General features: G+C 71.7%; 11 protein-coding genes and 1 pseudogene. 4 read left to right on the top strand and 8 right to left on the bottom strand.

Annotated elements, in window-relative coordinates:
* From G5C51_RS32735 to G5C51_RS32725, 3 genes are all read right to left on the bottom strand, one after another.
* Positions 1 to 2,221: MMPL family transporter (locus tag G5C51_RS32735; RefSeq protein WP_165242773.1), on the bottom strand; the 2,221-nt coding region annotated here is incomplete at its 3' end.
* A 313-nt stretch (positions 2,222 to 2,534) separates the two neighbouring features.
* Positions 2,535 to 4,016 carry a sensor histidine kinase gene (locus tag G5C51_RS32730; RefSeq protein ID WP_338118390.1) on the bottom strand — a complete coding sequence of 494 codons (1,482 nt, stop codon included), beginning with the start codon at positions 4,014 to 4,016 and terminating at the stop codon, positions 2,535 to 2,537.
* Positions 4,013 to 4,705, bottom strand: a complete 693-nt coding sequence (locus tag G5C51_RS32725; RefSeq protein WP_165242771.1) for a response regulator transcription factor — start codon at positions 4,703 to 4,705, stop codon at positions 4,013 to 4,015. The genes G5C51_RS32730 and G5C51_RS32725 overlap by 4 nt, the downstream gene beginning before the upstream one ends.
* A 132-nt stretch (positions 4,706 to 4,837) precedes the next feature.
* Here G5C51_RS32725 and G5C51_RS32720 point away from each other — a divergent pair, with 132 nt between their 5' ends.
* Positions 4,838 to 7,204 carry an MMPL family transporter gene (locus tag G5C51_RS32720; RefSeq protein WP_240930087.1) on the top strand — a complete coding sequence of 789 codons (2,367 nt, stop codon included), beginning with the start codon at positions 4,838 to 4,840 and terminating at the stop codon, positions 7,202 to 7,204.
* Between the two features lie 34 nt (positions 7,205 to 7,238).
* Here the strand turns inward: G5C51_RS32720 and G5C51_RS32715 are convergent, their stop codons facing one another.
* Together G5C51_RS32715 and G5C51_RS32710 are read right to left on the bottom strand one after the other, a co-directional pair.
* Positions 7,239 to 8,594: a metallophosphoesterase gene (locus tag G5C51_RS32715; RefSeq protein WP_165242767.1), complete on the bottom strand. Its 1,356-nt coding sequence runs from the start codon at positions 8,592 to 8,594 to the stop codon at positions 7,239 to 7,241.
* Positions 8,591 to 8,869 (bottom strand): SCO4848 family membrane protein, encoded by a 279-nt coding sequence (locus G5C51_RS32710; protein WP_165242765.1) that lies wholly within the window; start codon positions 8,867 to 8,869, stop codon positions 8,591 to 8,593. Before G5C51_RS32710 ends, G5C51_RS32715 begins: the two co-directional genes overlap by 4 nt.
* A gap of 99 nt (positions 8,870 to 8,968) precedes the next feature.
* On the opposite strand from G5C51_RS32710, the gene G5C51_RS32705 reads away from it, so the two are divergent.
* The gene (locus G5C51_RS32705; RefSeq protein ID WP_420824881.1) at positions 8,969 to 10,339 is read left to right on the top strand and encodes a D-alanyl-D-alanine carboxypeptidase family protein; all 1,371 of its coding nucleotides are present in this window, start codon (positions 8,969 to 8,971) and stop codon (positions 10,337 to 10,339) included.
* On the opposite strand, the pseudogene G5C51_RS43380 reads toward G5C51_RS32705, so the two are convergent.
* The 3 genes and pseudogenes from G5C51_RS43380 to trpS form a co-directional block, all read right to left on the bottom strand.
* Positions 10,256 to 11,044: pseudogene (locus G5C51_RS43380) on the bottom strand (YihY/virulence factor BrkB family protein); the annotation flags it as partial. The gene G5C51_RS32705 and the pseudogene G5C51_RS43380 overlap by 84 nt on opposite strands.
* Positions 11,045 to 11,054: 10 nt before the next feature.
* Positions 11,055 to 11,648: a 2'-5' RNA ligase family protein gene (locus G5C51_RS32695; RefSeq protein WP_165242761.1), complete on the bottom strand. Its 594-nt coding sequence runs from the start codon at positions 11,646 to 11,648 to the stop codon at positions 11,055 to 11,057.
* Between the two features lie 44 nt (positions 11,649 to 11,692).
* Positions 11,693 to 12,706 carry a tryptophan--tRNA ligase gene (gene trpS, locus G5C51_RS32690; RefSeq protein WP_165242759.1) on the bottom strand — a complete coding sequence of 338 codons (1,014 nt, stop codon included), beginning with the start codon at positions 12,704 to 12,706 and terminating at the stop codon, positions 11,693 to 11,695.
* A gap of 99 nt (positions 12,707 to 12,805) precedes the next feature.
* Between trpS and G5C51_RS43375 the strand changes: the two genes are divergently transcribed.
* Together G5C51_RS43375 and G5C51_RS32680 are read left to right on the top strand one after the other, a co-directional pair.
* Positions 12,806 to 13,447, top strand: a complete 642-nt coding sequence (locus G5C51_RS43375) for a sigma-70 family RNA polymerase sigma factor (protein WP_165242777.1) — start codon at positions 12,806 to 12,808, stop codon at positions 13,445 to 13,447.
* Positions 13,444 to 14,235 carry a hypothetical protein gene (locus tag G5C51_RS32680; RefSeq protein WP_240930084.1) on the top strand — a complete coding sequence of 264 codons (792 nt, stop codon included), beginning with the start codon at positions 13,444 to 13,446 and terminating at the stop codon, positions 14,233 to 14,235. Before G5C51_RS43375 ends, G5C51_RS32680 begins: the two co-directional genes overlap by 4 nt.
* Positions 14,236 to 14,269: the final 34 nt, after the last annotated feature.

Raw genomic sequence — 14,269 nt, 5'->3', positions numbered from 1 at the left:
TCCGACGAGTAACATGTGTATAAGACACAGGCACCGGCTCCGGCGCCGGCACCACAGGCGCCGAAGGCGCCACCTCATCCTCCGCCGGCTCCACCGCCAGATGCGGCAGCCGCCGGTCCAGCCACCCCGGCAGCCACCAGTTGGACCGCCCGAAGAGATGCATCATCGCCGGCACCAGCATCGTCCGCAGGATGAAGGCGTCCAGCGCCACCGCACCCGCGAGCCCCAGCCCCGCCATGATCCCCTCGACGTCGCCGCTCAGCACGAAGGCGCTGAAGACGCAGACCATGATCAGCGCCGCCGAGTTGATCACCCGGCTCGACTCCGCCAGCCCCACCCGCACGGCCCGCGCGTTGTCCTTCGTGTGCACCCATTCCTCGTGCATCCGGCTCACCAGGAAGACCTGGTAGTCCATCGAGAGCCCGAAGAGCATCGCGAGCATGATGATCGGCAGGAAGGACGTGATCGGCACTTCCCCGCCCATCCCGAGCAGGTCCGAGCCCCAGCCCCACTGGAAGACGGCGACCAGCATGCCGAACGACGCCGTCGCCGCCAGCAGGTTCATCAGCGCCGCCGTCAGCGGCACCACCAGCGACCTGAACGCCACCAGCAGCAGCACGAAGCCGAGCGCGATGATGACCCCGATGAACAGCGGCAGCTTGTCCATCACCACGGTCGCGAAGTCCTTGTTGATCGCGGTGATGCCGCCCACCGAGACGTCCATCGACGTGCCCTGCTCCGCCGCCGGGACGATGTCGTCCCGCAGCCGGTCGATCAGCTCGTCCGTTTCCACGTCCTGCGGCGCGTACTCCGGTACGACCTGCACCACCGCGTACTGCCCGCCCTCGGCTGCCCGCGGTGGCGCCACCGCCGCGACGCCCTCGGCCTCCCGTACGGACTCGACCAGCGACGCGAGCGCCTGCCGATCGCCCGCCGACGGCGTCTCGGCGACCAGCGCCAACGGCCCGTTGAAGCCCGGCCCGAAGCCCTCCGCCAGCATGTCGTAGGCCTGCCGGACGGTCGTCGACTCCTGCTGATTGCCCTGGTCGGTGGTGCCCAGGCGCAGCGACAGCAGCGGTACGGACAGCAGCAGCATCACCGCGGCCGCGGCCGCCGCGATCGCCTTCGGCCGGCGCTGCACGAGCGCAGCCCAGCGTGCCGCACGGCCCGTCGACACCGACGACTCCGGGCCTTCCTCGGCGAGCTTGCGGCGCTGCTTCCGCGACAGCACCTTCATTCCCAGGATCCCCAGCAGCGCGGGCAGCAGCGTGATGGACGCCAGCACCCCGAGCAGCACCGTCAGCGAGGCCGCGATGGCCACCCCGTTCAGGAAGGACATCCCGACCGTCATCATGCCGAGCAGCGCGATGCACACCGTGCCGCCCGCGAACAGCACTGCCCGGCCCGCGGTGTTGAGGGCCCGTACCGCCGAGTCCTCGACGTCCATGCCGCGCTTGATGCCGGTGCGGTGCCGGGTGACGATGAAGAGCGCGTAGTCGATGGAGACGCCGAGGCCGATCAGCGAGCCGAGCAGCGGGGCGACGTCCGCGATGTCGATGACGTGGCTGAGCAGCGACACCGACATCAGGCCCGTACCGATGCCGAAGACCGCGCAGACGATCGGCAGCAGCATGGCGAAGAGCGAGCCGAAGGCGATGGAGAGGATGATCGCGGCGGCCGCGATGCCGGTCGCCTCGGCGATGCCGCCCGGGGGTTCCTGGGTCTGCTGGATCGCCTGGCCGCCGAGCTCGACGTCCAGGCCTTCGACGTCGTCGGCGGCGGCCTGGGCGGTGTCGATGACCTTCTCGACGTTGGGCTTCTCCACCTCGAACGCGTGCTTGGTGAAGGTCACCTGGGCGTACGCGATCTCGCCGTCCTTGCTGATCTGCGCGGCGCCGGCCTTCGTGTACGGGCTCGTCACCTCGCCGACCTGGTCGACCTTCGCGACGGCGGCGAGCGCCTGCTCCATCCGGTCGCGGACCTCGGGGGCGCGGACGTCGTCGGCGCGCCAGACCACCGTGTCGGTGTCGCCGGAGGCGGACGGGAACTCCCGCTCCAGCACCTCCACCGCGTGGCTGGACTCGGTGCCGGGCAGCTCGAAGTCGTTGGCGTACTTGCTGCCCGCCGCCTGGCTGGCGAGCACGGCGCCGAGCAGCGCGCACACCCACAGCACAAGCACCACGTACCGGTGGCGGAAGCAGAAGCGTGCGATGCCGGCCACGGTGACCTCCTGTCGGAGAGGGTCGGAACAGGGCCTGTCTGGAGTCCCCCGTCGTCGCGCGAAGCGCGGCGCAGCGCCCGGCCGCGCCAACGGCCTATCCGACCGAGCCGGTGCGTGCGATCGGCGTGCGGTGGAAACGGTCATATGGCGGAGCCACCTGTCCGTTTCCGCCGTGCGGCGAGCGTGCGTGCCGGGCGTCGGGGCGCAGACGGGGGACTCCAGACCGGCCCTAGCTGTCCGACTCAGGCTCACCGCCCGCGCGGCGGCTCCGACAGGTGCCTCAGCGAGCCCCAAAGAGGCTCACAGCAAACTCTCAAGTATGCGCCGGGAGCCGCACCGTGACCGCGAGTCCCTCGCCGGGGGCGGTCCGCAGCGCCACCTCGCCGCCGTGGGCCTCGACCACCGCCCGCACGATCGACATGCCGAGCCCGCTGCCGCCGGCGACCCGCCCTCGGTCGGGGTCGGCCCGGAAGAACCGGTCGAAGATCCGGGCGGCGTCGGCCTCGCGCATCCCGGGTCCGGTGTCCGCGATCCGCAGCACCATCGCGCGGCCGCCGTCGCCCCCGGCGCCGCCATCGCCGTTCTCCGCCGCGACCGACACCGCGCACGCCGCTTCCTCGGGCGTATGCGTACGCACATTGGCCAGCAGATTCCCGACGACCTGCCGCAACTGCGCCTCGTCGCCGACCACCTGGGCGCGCCCGTTCGTACGTACCTCCACCGGCCGCCCCGGCTGCTGCGCCAGCAGATCCGCGGCGCCGTCCCGGGCCAGCTCGGCGAGGTCCACGGGCCGCCTTTCGCGCGACGGATGGGCGTCCAGCCGCGCGAGGGCGAGGAGTTCGTCGACGAGCCGGCCCATCCGGTCGGCCTCCTCGCCGACCCGCTTGAGCGCCCGCTCCTCCTCGTCGCCGTGGCCGAGCATGCCCTTCTCGTAGAGCTGCAGATAGCCGCGTACGGTCGCCAGCGGTGTCCGCAGCTCGTGCGAGGCGTCGGCGAGGAACTGCCGCAGCCGGGCGCTCGCGTGCTCGCGGGTGCGCATGGCGCTCTCGATCTGGTGCAGCATCGCGTTGAGCGCGTCGCGCAGCTGCTCGACCTCGGCGGCGCCGTGCGCGGTCGCGCCGACCCGGCGGGAGTAGTCGCCCTCGGAGATCGCGGAGGCGGTCTCGACCATGTCCTCCAGGGGCTTGAGCCGCCATCGCGCGGCCCGCCAGGAGAGGGCGGCGAGGAGCGTCAGCAGCACGATCGCGATGGCGGTCTCCACCCACAGCAGCTTGCGGACGGCGGAGAGCACGCCGTCGTACGGGGTGGCGAAGACCACCATCGCCTCGTCGCCCAGCTTGCCGACGGCGGCGCGGTAGTGCTTGTCGTTCGCGGATACGGTGACGACCTCGCCGGATTCGGCGAGTTGCTTGGGGTCGCCGAGCTTCGCGAGGAAGGCGGACCGGTCGCCGGGGTCGGGGTGCGAGAACTGCTCGCAGGCCTTGAGCGGTTTGCCGTCCGGGCCGAGCAGCACGAAGGTCTCGCGGCTCAGCGACTGCTCCAGCTCCCGGTCGCCCTCGGTGGTGGCGTTCTTGGCGAAGCCGCAGACGGCCTGCAGCATCTCGGTGGTGACCTGCGCGTTCTCGAACCCGCCGCGCTCCCGCTTCACCGAGTCGTCCACCTCGCTGAGCAGCAGCATGTACGTGCCGACGACGCTCGCCCCGGCCGCCAGGATCAGCCCGACCGCGAGGATGAGGACATTGGTCAGCGTCAGCCGCCCGCTCAGCGTGCCGCGCTTCACGATCCCGCGCTTCACGGCGTCACCTGCCGCAGCCCGTATCCGACCCCCCGTCTGGTCTCGATCAGCGAGGCCCCCAGCTTGCGCCGCAGATAGCTGATGTACGTCTCCACGACGGTCGACTCCACGGCGGAGTCGTACTGCCAGACGCTCTGCAGCAGCTGCTCCTTGGTGAGGATCCGGCCGGAGTTGCGCATCAGATGCCGCAGCAGGTTGTACTCGGTCGGCGTCAGCTCCACCGCCGCGCCGGACCGCCGCACGGTGAACGTGGCCTCGTCCAGCTCCACTTCGCCGTGCCGCAGCACGGTCGAGCCGTCGCCCGCGGCGGGGCGGGTGCGGCGCAGCACCGTACGGACGCGGGCGACGACCTCGTCGACGTTGAACGGCTTGGTGATGTAGTCGTCGCCGCCCAGCGCCAGCCCGCCGAGGACGTCCGACGGGGCGTCGCGGGCGGTCAGGAAGATCACCGCCAGCTCCTCGCGCGCGGCCCGCAGGTCGCGGCAGAGCTGCCAGCCGGTGCCGTCCGGCAGCATCACGTCGAGCAGCACGAGGTCGGGCTGCAGTTCGCGCGCCAGCTCCAGCGCACGCTGGACGGTGCCCGCCGTGTGCACGGTGAAGCCGTGGAAACGCAGGGTGATCTCGAGGATGTCGGCTATGCCGTCCTCGTCCTCCACCACCAGGACCGTCGCCGGCGCTGCAGTCGTCATGGGCCCAAGTATGCGGACGCACTCATGTTCCCCACCTTTCCGGGTGAATCTTGGCTTTGTCTGGGGCGCGGTTGTGAGTTCCATGTGAGATCCGAGGGAGGGCCTCTACGTAAAGGAGCTGTCGTGACCGGACTGGCGCGCTGGTGTTTTCGCCACCGGTGGGTGGTCGTCCTGCTGTGGGTGGCGCTGCTCGCCGGCACCACGGCGGCGGGCCGCGCCCTGGGCGACCGCTATGCCGACGTCTTCGAGATGCCGGGCACGGAGTCGGCCAAGGTCCTGGAGCTGATGGAGGAGGCCTTCCCGGAACGGGCCGGGGAGACCGACACCGTCGTGTGGAAGGCCGCCGACGTGCGCGCGGCGCCGGTGCGCGAGCGGATCGAGCCGATGCTCGCGGACGTGGCCGAGCTGCCCGGCGTGGGCGCGGTGGCGAGCCCGTACGAGAAGGCGGGTGCGGCGCAGGTCAGCAGGGACGGCGAGATCGCGTACGCGTCCGTCACCTTCACCGAGCGCGCCGATCGGCTCACGAAGGAGCAGATGGAGCGCTTCGTCGATACGGCCCAGCGTGCCGACGGCGACGGCGTACGGGTCGAAGTCGGCGGCACCGCCGTGCAGCTGACCGAGGAGCCGCCCGCGCATCTCTCCGAGATCGTCGGCGTCGCGGCCGCCGCGGTCGTGCTCTTCCTCGCCTTCGGCTCGCTCTTCGGGATGCTGCTGCCGATCGCCACCGCGCTCTTCGCCGTCGGCACCGGCATGTCCGGCATCGTGCTGCTCAGCCACGTCATGGACGTGGCCGAGGTGTCGCCGATGCTGGCCACCCTGATCGGCCTCGGCGTCGGCATCGACTACGCGCTCTTCATCGTCACCCGCTACCGCCGGGACCTGCTGGCCGGCGCGGTGCCGGTCGACGCCTGCGCCACGGCGGTACGGACCTCGGGCCGGGCAGTGCTGTTCGCGGGCGGGACGGTGTGCATCGCGCTGCTCGGGATGTTCGCGCTGGAGCTGAAGTTCCTCAACGGGGTCGCGGTCGCCGCGGCCCTCACCGTCGTCATCACCGTCGCCGCCGCGATCACCCTGCTGCCGGCGCTGCTCGGCATCCTCGGCCCGCGGGTGCTCTCCCGCCGCCGGCGCCGCCGGCTCGCCGCGGATGGCCCGGAGGCGGTCGGCAAGCGCGGTCCCGCCGCCCGCTGGTCGGAGGCCGTCGGCCGGCATCCGCTGCTGATCGCGCTCGCCGCCGTCGCCGCGATGGCGGCGCTCGCCGTGCCCGCCCTCGACCTCCGCCTCGGCGCCTCCGACCAGGGCAACGACCCGTCGTCGTCCACCACTCGGCAGGCCTACGACCTCCTCGCCGACGGCTTCGGCCCCGGCTTCAACGGCCCGCTCACCGTCCTCGCCGAGGTCCCCTCCCCGGCGGACCGCGCGGCCCTCGACCGGCTGGTGACCCGCCTCGAAGAGACTCCCGGCGTGGCCGCGGTGCACCCGGGCCCGCCCGCCGACCCGGCCACGGTGCAGGTGGTCCCGACGACGTCCCCGCAGGCCGAGGCGACCGACGACCTCGTCGACCGGATCCGCGACGACGTCATCCCGCCGGCCGAGAGCGGCACGTCGATGCGGGCGTACGTCGGCGGCCAGACGGCGATGATGAAGGACTTCGCGGCGGTCATCACCGACAAACTGCCGCTCTTCATCGGCGTGATCATCGCGCTCGGCTTCGCCCTGCTGACGCTGGCCTTCCGCTCGCTGCTGATCCCGCTGACCGCGGCCGTGATGAACGTCCTCGCGGCGGCCGCGTCCTTCGGCGTCCTCGTCGCCGTCTTCCAGTGGGGCTGGGGCGGCCTGGCCGAACGCGGCCCGGTCGAGGCGTTCCTGCCGGTCATCATGCTGTCGCTGCTCTTCGGCCTGTCGATGGACTACCAGGTCTTCCTGGTCAGCCGCATGCACGAGGAGTGGCTCCGCACCCGCGACAACGCCCTCGCCGTCCGGGTCGGCCTCGCCGAGTCCAGCCGCGTCATCAACTCCGCCGCGGTGATCATGATCTGCGTCTTCGCCGCCTTCGTGCTGAGCGGCGAACGAGTGATGGCGATGTTCGGCATCGGCCTGGCGGGCGCGGTGGCCCTGGACGCCTTCGTGCTGCGCACGGCGCTGGTCCCGGGCCTGATGCACCTGCTGGGCCGCGCGAACTGGTGGCCATCACGCACGGCGGCGGCCCCGGAGCCCGAACCGGTGCCGGTCCCGCGGCAGTTCATCCGCGGGACGGTCCGTACGACGTGCGGCGACCCGGTAGCACAGGCACGCGTGACCCTCCTGGCCGCGAACGGCACCCAGGCGGGCCGGACGGCCCCGGACAACTACGGCTCGTACACCTTCCGGGAACTGGACGATGGTGCCTACGTGGTCGTGGCCCTGGCAGCGGGCCATGCCCCGCAGACGGCGAGCGTCCTCCTCCAGGGCGGCGCGGTGCAGGCCTGCGACCTGCGGCTCACACGGCACCCGACCGCGTAGGGGGCCACCACACCAAGCCCGTCCGGCGCTTGCCCTAGGCTGCCCGGGACGCGAGCTCCACGACCGTGATGTCCGAGGGGACGCCGACCCGTACCGGCGGGCCCCAGGCGCCCGCGCCCTTGGTCACGTACAGCTGCGTGTCGCCGTACTTCTCCAGGCCCGCCACGGTCGGATTCGCCAGCTCGGCCACGTAATTGACCGGCCACATTTGCCCGCCGTGCGTGTGCCCCGACAGCTGCAGATCCACGTTGTGCTTCACCGCGTCGTGGATCACCACCGGCTGGTGCGCCATCAGCACCGACGTCCGCTTCGGGTCCCGGTCGCCGAGCGCCTTGCCGAAGTCCGGGCCCTGGCCCTCGCTCTCGCCGCCGATGTCATTGACACCGGCGAGGTCGAATCCGGCCAGCTCCCGCCGCTCGTTCTCCAGCGGGTGCACCCCGAGCTCCCGTACGAACTCCACCCACTGCCCGGCGCCGGAGAAGTACTCGTGGTTTCCGGTCACGAAGAACGACCCGTCCTTCGCCCGCAGGTCGCGCAGCGGCATCGCGGCCGGGCCGAGGTCGTGCACGTCCCCGTCCACCAGGTCGCCGACGATCGTGATCAGGTCGGGGCTGGTGCGGTTGATGGTGTCCACGATCCGCTGCGCGTGCGCGCGCCCCAGCGTCGGCGACAGATGGATGTCGCTGACCACGGCGATGCGATAGCCGTGCACCGCCCGCGGCAGCTTCGCCAGCGGCACGGTCACGCGCTTGACCTGCGGCGCCTTGCCCAGCACGCCGTACGCCCCGTACCCCACGGTCCCGGCCGCCACCGCACCGGCGCCGATCGCGACCGTACGGGCGACGAACAGCCGGCGCGAGAGATCGGGGCCGGCGGGCTCGTCCGGGGCGGCGGGCGGCGCCGCGTCGTCAGTCTGCTCCGGCGCCGCCACGGCGACCCCGCTGCCGCCCTGCTCGGCCGCGACCACCTGCTGCGCCAGCGCGGCGACCGTGGCCTCCCGCTCGGTCTCCTCCTCGGGCGTCGCCGCCCGCTCGGCCGCCGCCTCCGGCGCCGCCTCGGCCGCACCGGCCCGGCGGGTCAGCGCCTTGAGCAGCAGCGGCCGTACGAGCTCGCCCACCAGCAGCGCCAGCAGCAGATACAGCAGCACCGGCAGCCACATGAACCCGGGCCAGGTCAGCAGCTGCTGCACCTTGAACGGCGCCCCGGCCCGCTCGCTCGCCAGTCCGGACGCCGTCACCACCGGCAGCAGCGGCACCAGCACGGTCCCGACCCGCCGCGGCCAGCTGCCGGGTCTGGTCGTGTCCCGGACCATCCGCCGCCACACGTACCAGTGCGCGATGACGACCAGCGAGATCATCACCAGTGCGACGGGAATCACCACCCAGTTCATCCGGCGACCCCCGAAGTCTCCGCCGTCCGCGACGTTCGCGCGGTCCGCGAAGCCCGTACGCCCTTGAGCCCCAGCAATCCGATGGTCGTCCCCAGCAGGAACGAGGTGACGGCCAGCAGCAGATGCACCCAGAAGTACCCGGTCGGGTCGCCGGCGTCGTCAAAGGCCAGGCCACTGCCGTCGTTGATCAGATTCTTGACGAAGGTGATCCAGATGAACCAGGACCACACCCCGAAGGCGAGCAGGAACCAGGACACGCGGCGACCGATAAACATGAGTCCGAGTATGGCCCACTGCCCGTAAAGGCCCCGTGCGGCCCCGAGGCCCGCACCCGAGGGCTGCACATGGTTGCCGGGGCCAGGTAAGTTCACGGAGTGCCGTCCATTAATACGAAGAAAGCTCTTGCCCTTGCGGCAGGCCTCGGCCTGCTCCTCGGGCCTGCCGCGTTCCCGGCGTCCGCCGCCGACGGGGACGACGGGAAGCAGCCCAAGCCGCCCGCCGTGATGTCCGACGTCGGCGGCGAGCAGCTCGCCCGGCCCGGGACCCAGGTCAACTCCGGCCCCGGGGCGCCCGAACTGCCGAAGAAGCTGACGGCACGCTCCTGGATAGTCTCCGACGCCGAGTCCGGCGACATCCTGGCCGCGCACAACGCGCACTGGAAGCTCGCCCCGGCGTCCACGCTGAAGATGCTCTTCGCCGACACCCTGCTGCCGAAGTTCAAGAAGACGCAGGAGCACAAGGCCACCCGCGCCGAGCTGGCCCGGGTGCAGCCCGGCAGCAGCATGGTCGGGATCAAGGAGGGGCTCACCTACACCGTCCACGACCTGTGGCTCGGCGTCTTCCTGAAGTCCGGTAACGACGCGGTGCACGTGCTCACCGAGATGAACGGCGGCAAGGCCAAGACCGTCGCCGACATGCAGGCCAAGGCCGAAGAGCTGGGCGCCGCCGACACCGTCGTGAAGGAGCCGGACGGCTACGACGCCAAGGGCCAGACCTCGTCCGCGTACGACCTGACGCTCTTCGCCCGCGAGGGGATGAAGGACGAGGACTTCCGCGAGTACGCCTCGACGCCCACCGCGAAGTTCCCGGGCGAGAAGAAGAAGGGCAAGCGGAAGACCTTCGAGATCCAGAACACCAACCGGCTGCTCACCGGCGACTACGACATAGACGTCTACAAGGGCATCGCCGGGATCAAGAACGGCAACACCACCGAGGCCGGCTCCACCTTCACCGGCGTCGCCGAGCGCGACGGCAAGGTGCTGCTGGTCACGATGATGAACCCCAAGGGTGGCCACAACGAGGTCTACCGGGAGACCGCGAAGCTCTTCGACTGGGGCTTCAAGGCGACCGGCACGGTGCAGCCGGTCGGCAAGCTGGTCCCGCCGAAGAGCTCCCGCGAGGACGCGAAGGCGCCCGGCACGGCCGAGGGCAATCAGGCCGGCGGCGCGAAGGGCGCGTCCGACTCCGAGGACTCGGGGAAGGCAGGCCGCGACGGCGGCGGCATGGTCACCGCGCTGTCGATCACCGCGGGCTCACTGGCCGTCATCGCGCTGCTCGCCATGCTCGTCAAGCGCAAGTGGCCGCGGGCCGACATCGCGCGGCGCGGCCGTCCAGCCGGCGCAATAGAGCAGCAGGCGGGCCATGAAGGAGAGCCAGAGGACAAGGGCGACGGGAACGCCGAAGGCTCCGTAGATGCTCTTGGCGGCGACCGAGGAGAGATACCCGCTGAGAAGAAGCTTGAGTAGCTCGAAGCCGACCGCTCCCGCCAGCGCCGCCTTGATCACCTCGCGGCGCGGTGGGCGGATTTCGACCGGAATGTCCGGCAGCCGGATCAGCGCGTAACAGAGGATCAGCACCCCGGCCACGACCGCGGCGGCGAAGGCGGCGATCTTCAGCAGCCAGGCGCCGACGCCGCCGGCGGCCAGGCCGAGCGCTTCGATGATCTTCTCGGAGGCGGTGGTGGTGGCCACGGACAGCGCCACCGAGCCGAGCACCGCGCCGCCGAGCCCGGCCATCAGCCGGGCGTCCTTGGCCTTGCCGAAGAAGAGATTCTCGCCCTTGTCGTCGCGGTCCCATACGGCGCGCAGGCAGTCGCGCAGGTTGCCGACCCAGTTCAGGCCGGTGACCAGGAGCGCCGCGAAGGCGATGGCGCCGACCGTGCCCGCGTTGCTGAAGAGCGAGTCGAGGTCGAGCGAGTCGGCGATGCCGGGCACCTGATCGGTGATCCAGCCCTCGAGCCGCGCCCGGTCCCGGTCGCTGAGCAGGGTGGCGGCGATGGCGGCGACGACGGTGAGCAGCGGGAAGAGCGAGACGAAACTGGAGAAGGTGATGGTGGCGGTGAGCCGGTTCCAGTGCCGCTGGTCCAGGTAGTCGTACACCCGATAGACACGGCTGCGCAGAATCCAGGCGAAGACCGGCCCGATGCCGGGCAGCCGGCTGAGCCACTCCATGGAAGCGAGACTAGCCCGCCGACGCCGCCGTCTCCGGCTTTGCCTGGGACGGCACGCCCGCTGCCGGGCGGGTGAGGCGCTCGCCGCCGAAGCGGAATTCGCGCTGCAGGCGCCAGACCGCGTCCGCGCCCTGCTCGTACAGCGCGAAGCCGCCGACCGCCCAGCCGGCCTCGAAGTCGGCGAGGGAGTCGTAGGCCTGGTCCATCGCCTCCTCCGAGATGCCGTGGGCGACGGTGACGTGCGGGTGGTACGGGAACTCCAGCTCGCGGGCGAGCGGCCCGGCGGCGTCCCGCACCATGCGCTGCAGCCAGGAGCAGGAGGCGGCGCCCTCGACGACCTTGACGAAGACGACGGGGGTCAGCGGCCGGAACGTGTCCGTACCGCACAGCCGCATCGGGAAGGGCACCCCCAGCGCGGCGATCCGCGCCAGATGCTCCTCGACGCGCGGCAGCTCGCCGGCCGCCACCTCGGTGGGCGGCAGCAGCGTGACGTGGGTGGGGATGCCGTATGCGGCGGCGTCACCGAAGCCGGCGCGCCGCTGCTGCAGCATGGCGCCCCAGGGCTCCGGGACCACGATCGAAACGCCCAGCGTCACGGTCCCCACGCGCGTCTCCTCAACTGTCCTGCTCAAGCTGATCTCGGTGCCGGTCAATGCTTGGCGGGCAGAAAGCCCACCTTGTCGTACGCGGCGGCGAGCGTCTCGGCCGCCACCGCCCTGGCCTTCTCCGCGCCCTTGGCGAGGATGGAGTCCAGGGTCTCCGGGTCATCCAGGTATTCCTGCGTACGGGAGCGGAACGGCGTTACCCACTCGGTGACGACCTCGGCGAGGTCGGTCTTCAGCGCACCGTAGCCCTTCCCGGCGTACTTGGTCTCCAGATCCGCGATGCTCGTTTCGGTCAGCGTCGCGTAGATGGAGAGCAGGTTGCTGACGCCCGGCTTGTGCTCGGCGTCGAAGCGGATTTCGGTGTCCGTGTCGGTGACCGCGCTCTTGATCTTCTTGGCGGAGACCTTGGGCTCGTCGAGCAGATTGATGATGCCCTTGGGCGTGGACGCCGACTTGCTCATCTTGATCGTCGGGTCCTGCAGGTCGTAGATCTTGCCCGTCTCCTTGAGGATGTACGGGTCCGGGATGGTGAAGGTCTCGCCGAAGCGGGCGTTGAACCGCTCGGCGACATCCCGGGTGATCTCGACGTGTTGCCGCTGGTCCTCACCGACCGGGACCGAGTTCGCCTGGTACAGGATGATGTCCGCGATCTGCAGCATCGGATACGTGAAGAGCCCGACGGTGGTCCCGGCGCTCCCCTGCTTGGCCGACTTGTCCTTGAACTGCGTCATCCGGCTGGCCTCGCCGAAGCCGGTGAGGCAATTGACGACCCAGGCGAGCTGCGCGTGCTCCGGCACATGGCTCTGGATGAACAGCGTGCACCGCTCCGGGTCGAGCCCGGCGGCGAGCAGCTGCGCGGCGGCGAGCCGGGTGTTCGCCCGGAGCTCCTTCGGGTCCTGCGGCACGGTGATCGCGTGCAGGTCGACGACCATGTAGAAGGCGTCGTGGGTCTCCTGGAGCGCCACGTACTGGCGGATGGCGCCCAGGTAGTTGCCCAGGTGGAAGGAGCCGGCGGTCGGCTGGATGCCGGAGAGAGCACGGGGACGTCGGTTGGCCATGAAAGACATTCTCTCAGGTGCGGAACGGATCCCGGGCCTCCGGTGTATGACCCTCGTAGGCGGGTGGGAGGGGGCACGATCGGCGGCGGCGAGGACCGGATAGTCGCCCGCGTGCGCGCCGGGGAGACCGAGGCGTACGCGGAACTCGTGCGCGCCCACGCGCCCCTCGCACACCGGCTGGCAATCCTGCTGGGTGCGGGGGCGGAGGCGGAGGACGTGGTGCAGACGGCGTTCATCAAGGCGTACCGCGCCCTCGGCTCCTTCCGCGACGGCGCGGCCTTCCGCCCGTGGCTGCTGCGCATCGTGGCGAATGAGACCAAGAACACAATGCGCGCCTCCGCGCGCTACCGCGCCGCCCGGGAGCGGGTGGCGGTGGCGGAGGGCCTGCGGCGGGGCGGCGAACGGCCCGGGGTGATGGGCGTCGGGGCGACGGGCCCCGGCGCGGCCGGGCCCGGGTGGACGGGCCCCGAACTGCCGGCCGCGAACGCGGACGCGGACCCGGCGGCGGCCGCGCTGTCCGCGGAGCGGCGCGAGGAACTCCTCCGCGCCCTGCGCGGGCTCCGCGAGCCGCACCGGCTGGTGGTGGTGCACCGCTACCTGCTGGACCTGGACGAGGCGGAGACGGCGGCGGCGCTGGGCATCCCGCGGGGGACGGTGAAGTCGCGGCTGAGCCGGGCGCTGACGCAGCTGCGGCGGGAGCTCGGCGAGGACGGAGCCGTGGGTGGAGGTGGTGCGCCATGACCTCCCGGCTGCCGGAGGAGCTGCGAGCGCTGGGCGGGAGCCTGCCGTCGTACGGGCCCGAGCAGGCCGACGCCGTCGCCGCGCGGGTGCTGGCCGCGGTGGAGGACGAGCTGGTGCCGGTGGCGAACCGGGGCGTACGGATGCGCCGCTGGGTTCGGACGCATCTGCGGGCGCTGGTGGCGCTTCTGTGCGCCGTCTTCATGGGGCTGGCGCTGACGCCGCCGGTGCGGGCGGCGGTCGCGGACGTCTTCGGCTTCGGCGGGGTCGAGGTGCGGGTGACGGCTCCGCCGGACGGCTCGGCGTCGTCGTCGGGTGAGACAGCGTCTGGTGCTCCGCCGGGCGGCCGCGGGCCGCAGTGCGACGCGAGTATGACGCCGGGCGCGGCGGCGGACCGGGCGGGCTTCGGCCCGGCGGCGCTGCCCGCGGAGCTGGGGCGCCCGGCCGGGGCGTCGGTGTCGGCGGACCGCCGGGTGGTCACGGTGTGCTGGCGTCGGGACGGCGGCGCTGTGGTGCGCCTGGACGCCTTCCGCGCGGGACTCGATCCGACCATGGGCAAGATCTCGCGGGCCCGGCCAGAGTGGGTGACGGTGCGCGGCGGCACGGGCCTGTGGTTCCCGGCGGCCCACCGGCTCGAGGTCATGCTGCGCGACCCGCACGGCGACCCGTACAAGCGCACCGTCCGAACGGCGGGCCCGACGCTGCTGTGGGAACACGACGGGACGACGCTGCGACTGGAGGGCATCGCAGACAAGCGGACGGCACTGCGGGTGGCAGCCTCGGCGCGGTGAGGGACGCCATCTGCCCGCCCGGACCGCACCCAGC

Origin of the sequence: Streptomyces coryli, from assembly GCF_011044975.1 — a bacterium.
GTDB classification, from domain to species: domain Bacteria; phylum Actinomycetota; class Actinomycetes; order Streptomycetales; family Streptomycetaceae; genus Streptomyces; species Streptomyces coryli.
The sequence above is the reverse complement of the archived record's forward strand: the minus strand, read 5'-3'. Positions and strand labels throughout refer to the sequence as shown.

Bases quoted from the DNA above. Each gene is read 5' to 3' on its own strand.
- G5C51_RS32680 (WP_240930084.1), top strand. From the start codon at position 13,444: ATGACCTCCCGGCTGCCGGAGGAGCTGCGAGCGCTGGGCGGGAGCCTG.
- G5C51_RS32715 (WP_165242767.1), bottom strand. From the start codon at position 8,594: ATGAACTGGGTGGTGATTCCCGTCGCACTGGTGATGATCTCGCTGGTC.
- trpS (WP_165242759.1), bottom strand. From the start codon at position 12,706: ATGGCCAACCGACGTCCCCGTGCTCTCTCCGGCATCCAGCCGACCGCC.
- G5C51_RS32725 (WP_165242771.1), bottom strand. From the start codon at position 4,705: ATGACGACTGCAGCGCCGGCGACGGTCCTGGTGGTGGAGGACGAGGAC.
- G5C51_RS32710 (WP_165242765.1), bottom strand. From the start codon at position 8,869: ATGTTTATCGGTCGCCGCGTGTCCTGGTTCCTGCTCGCCTTCGGGGTG.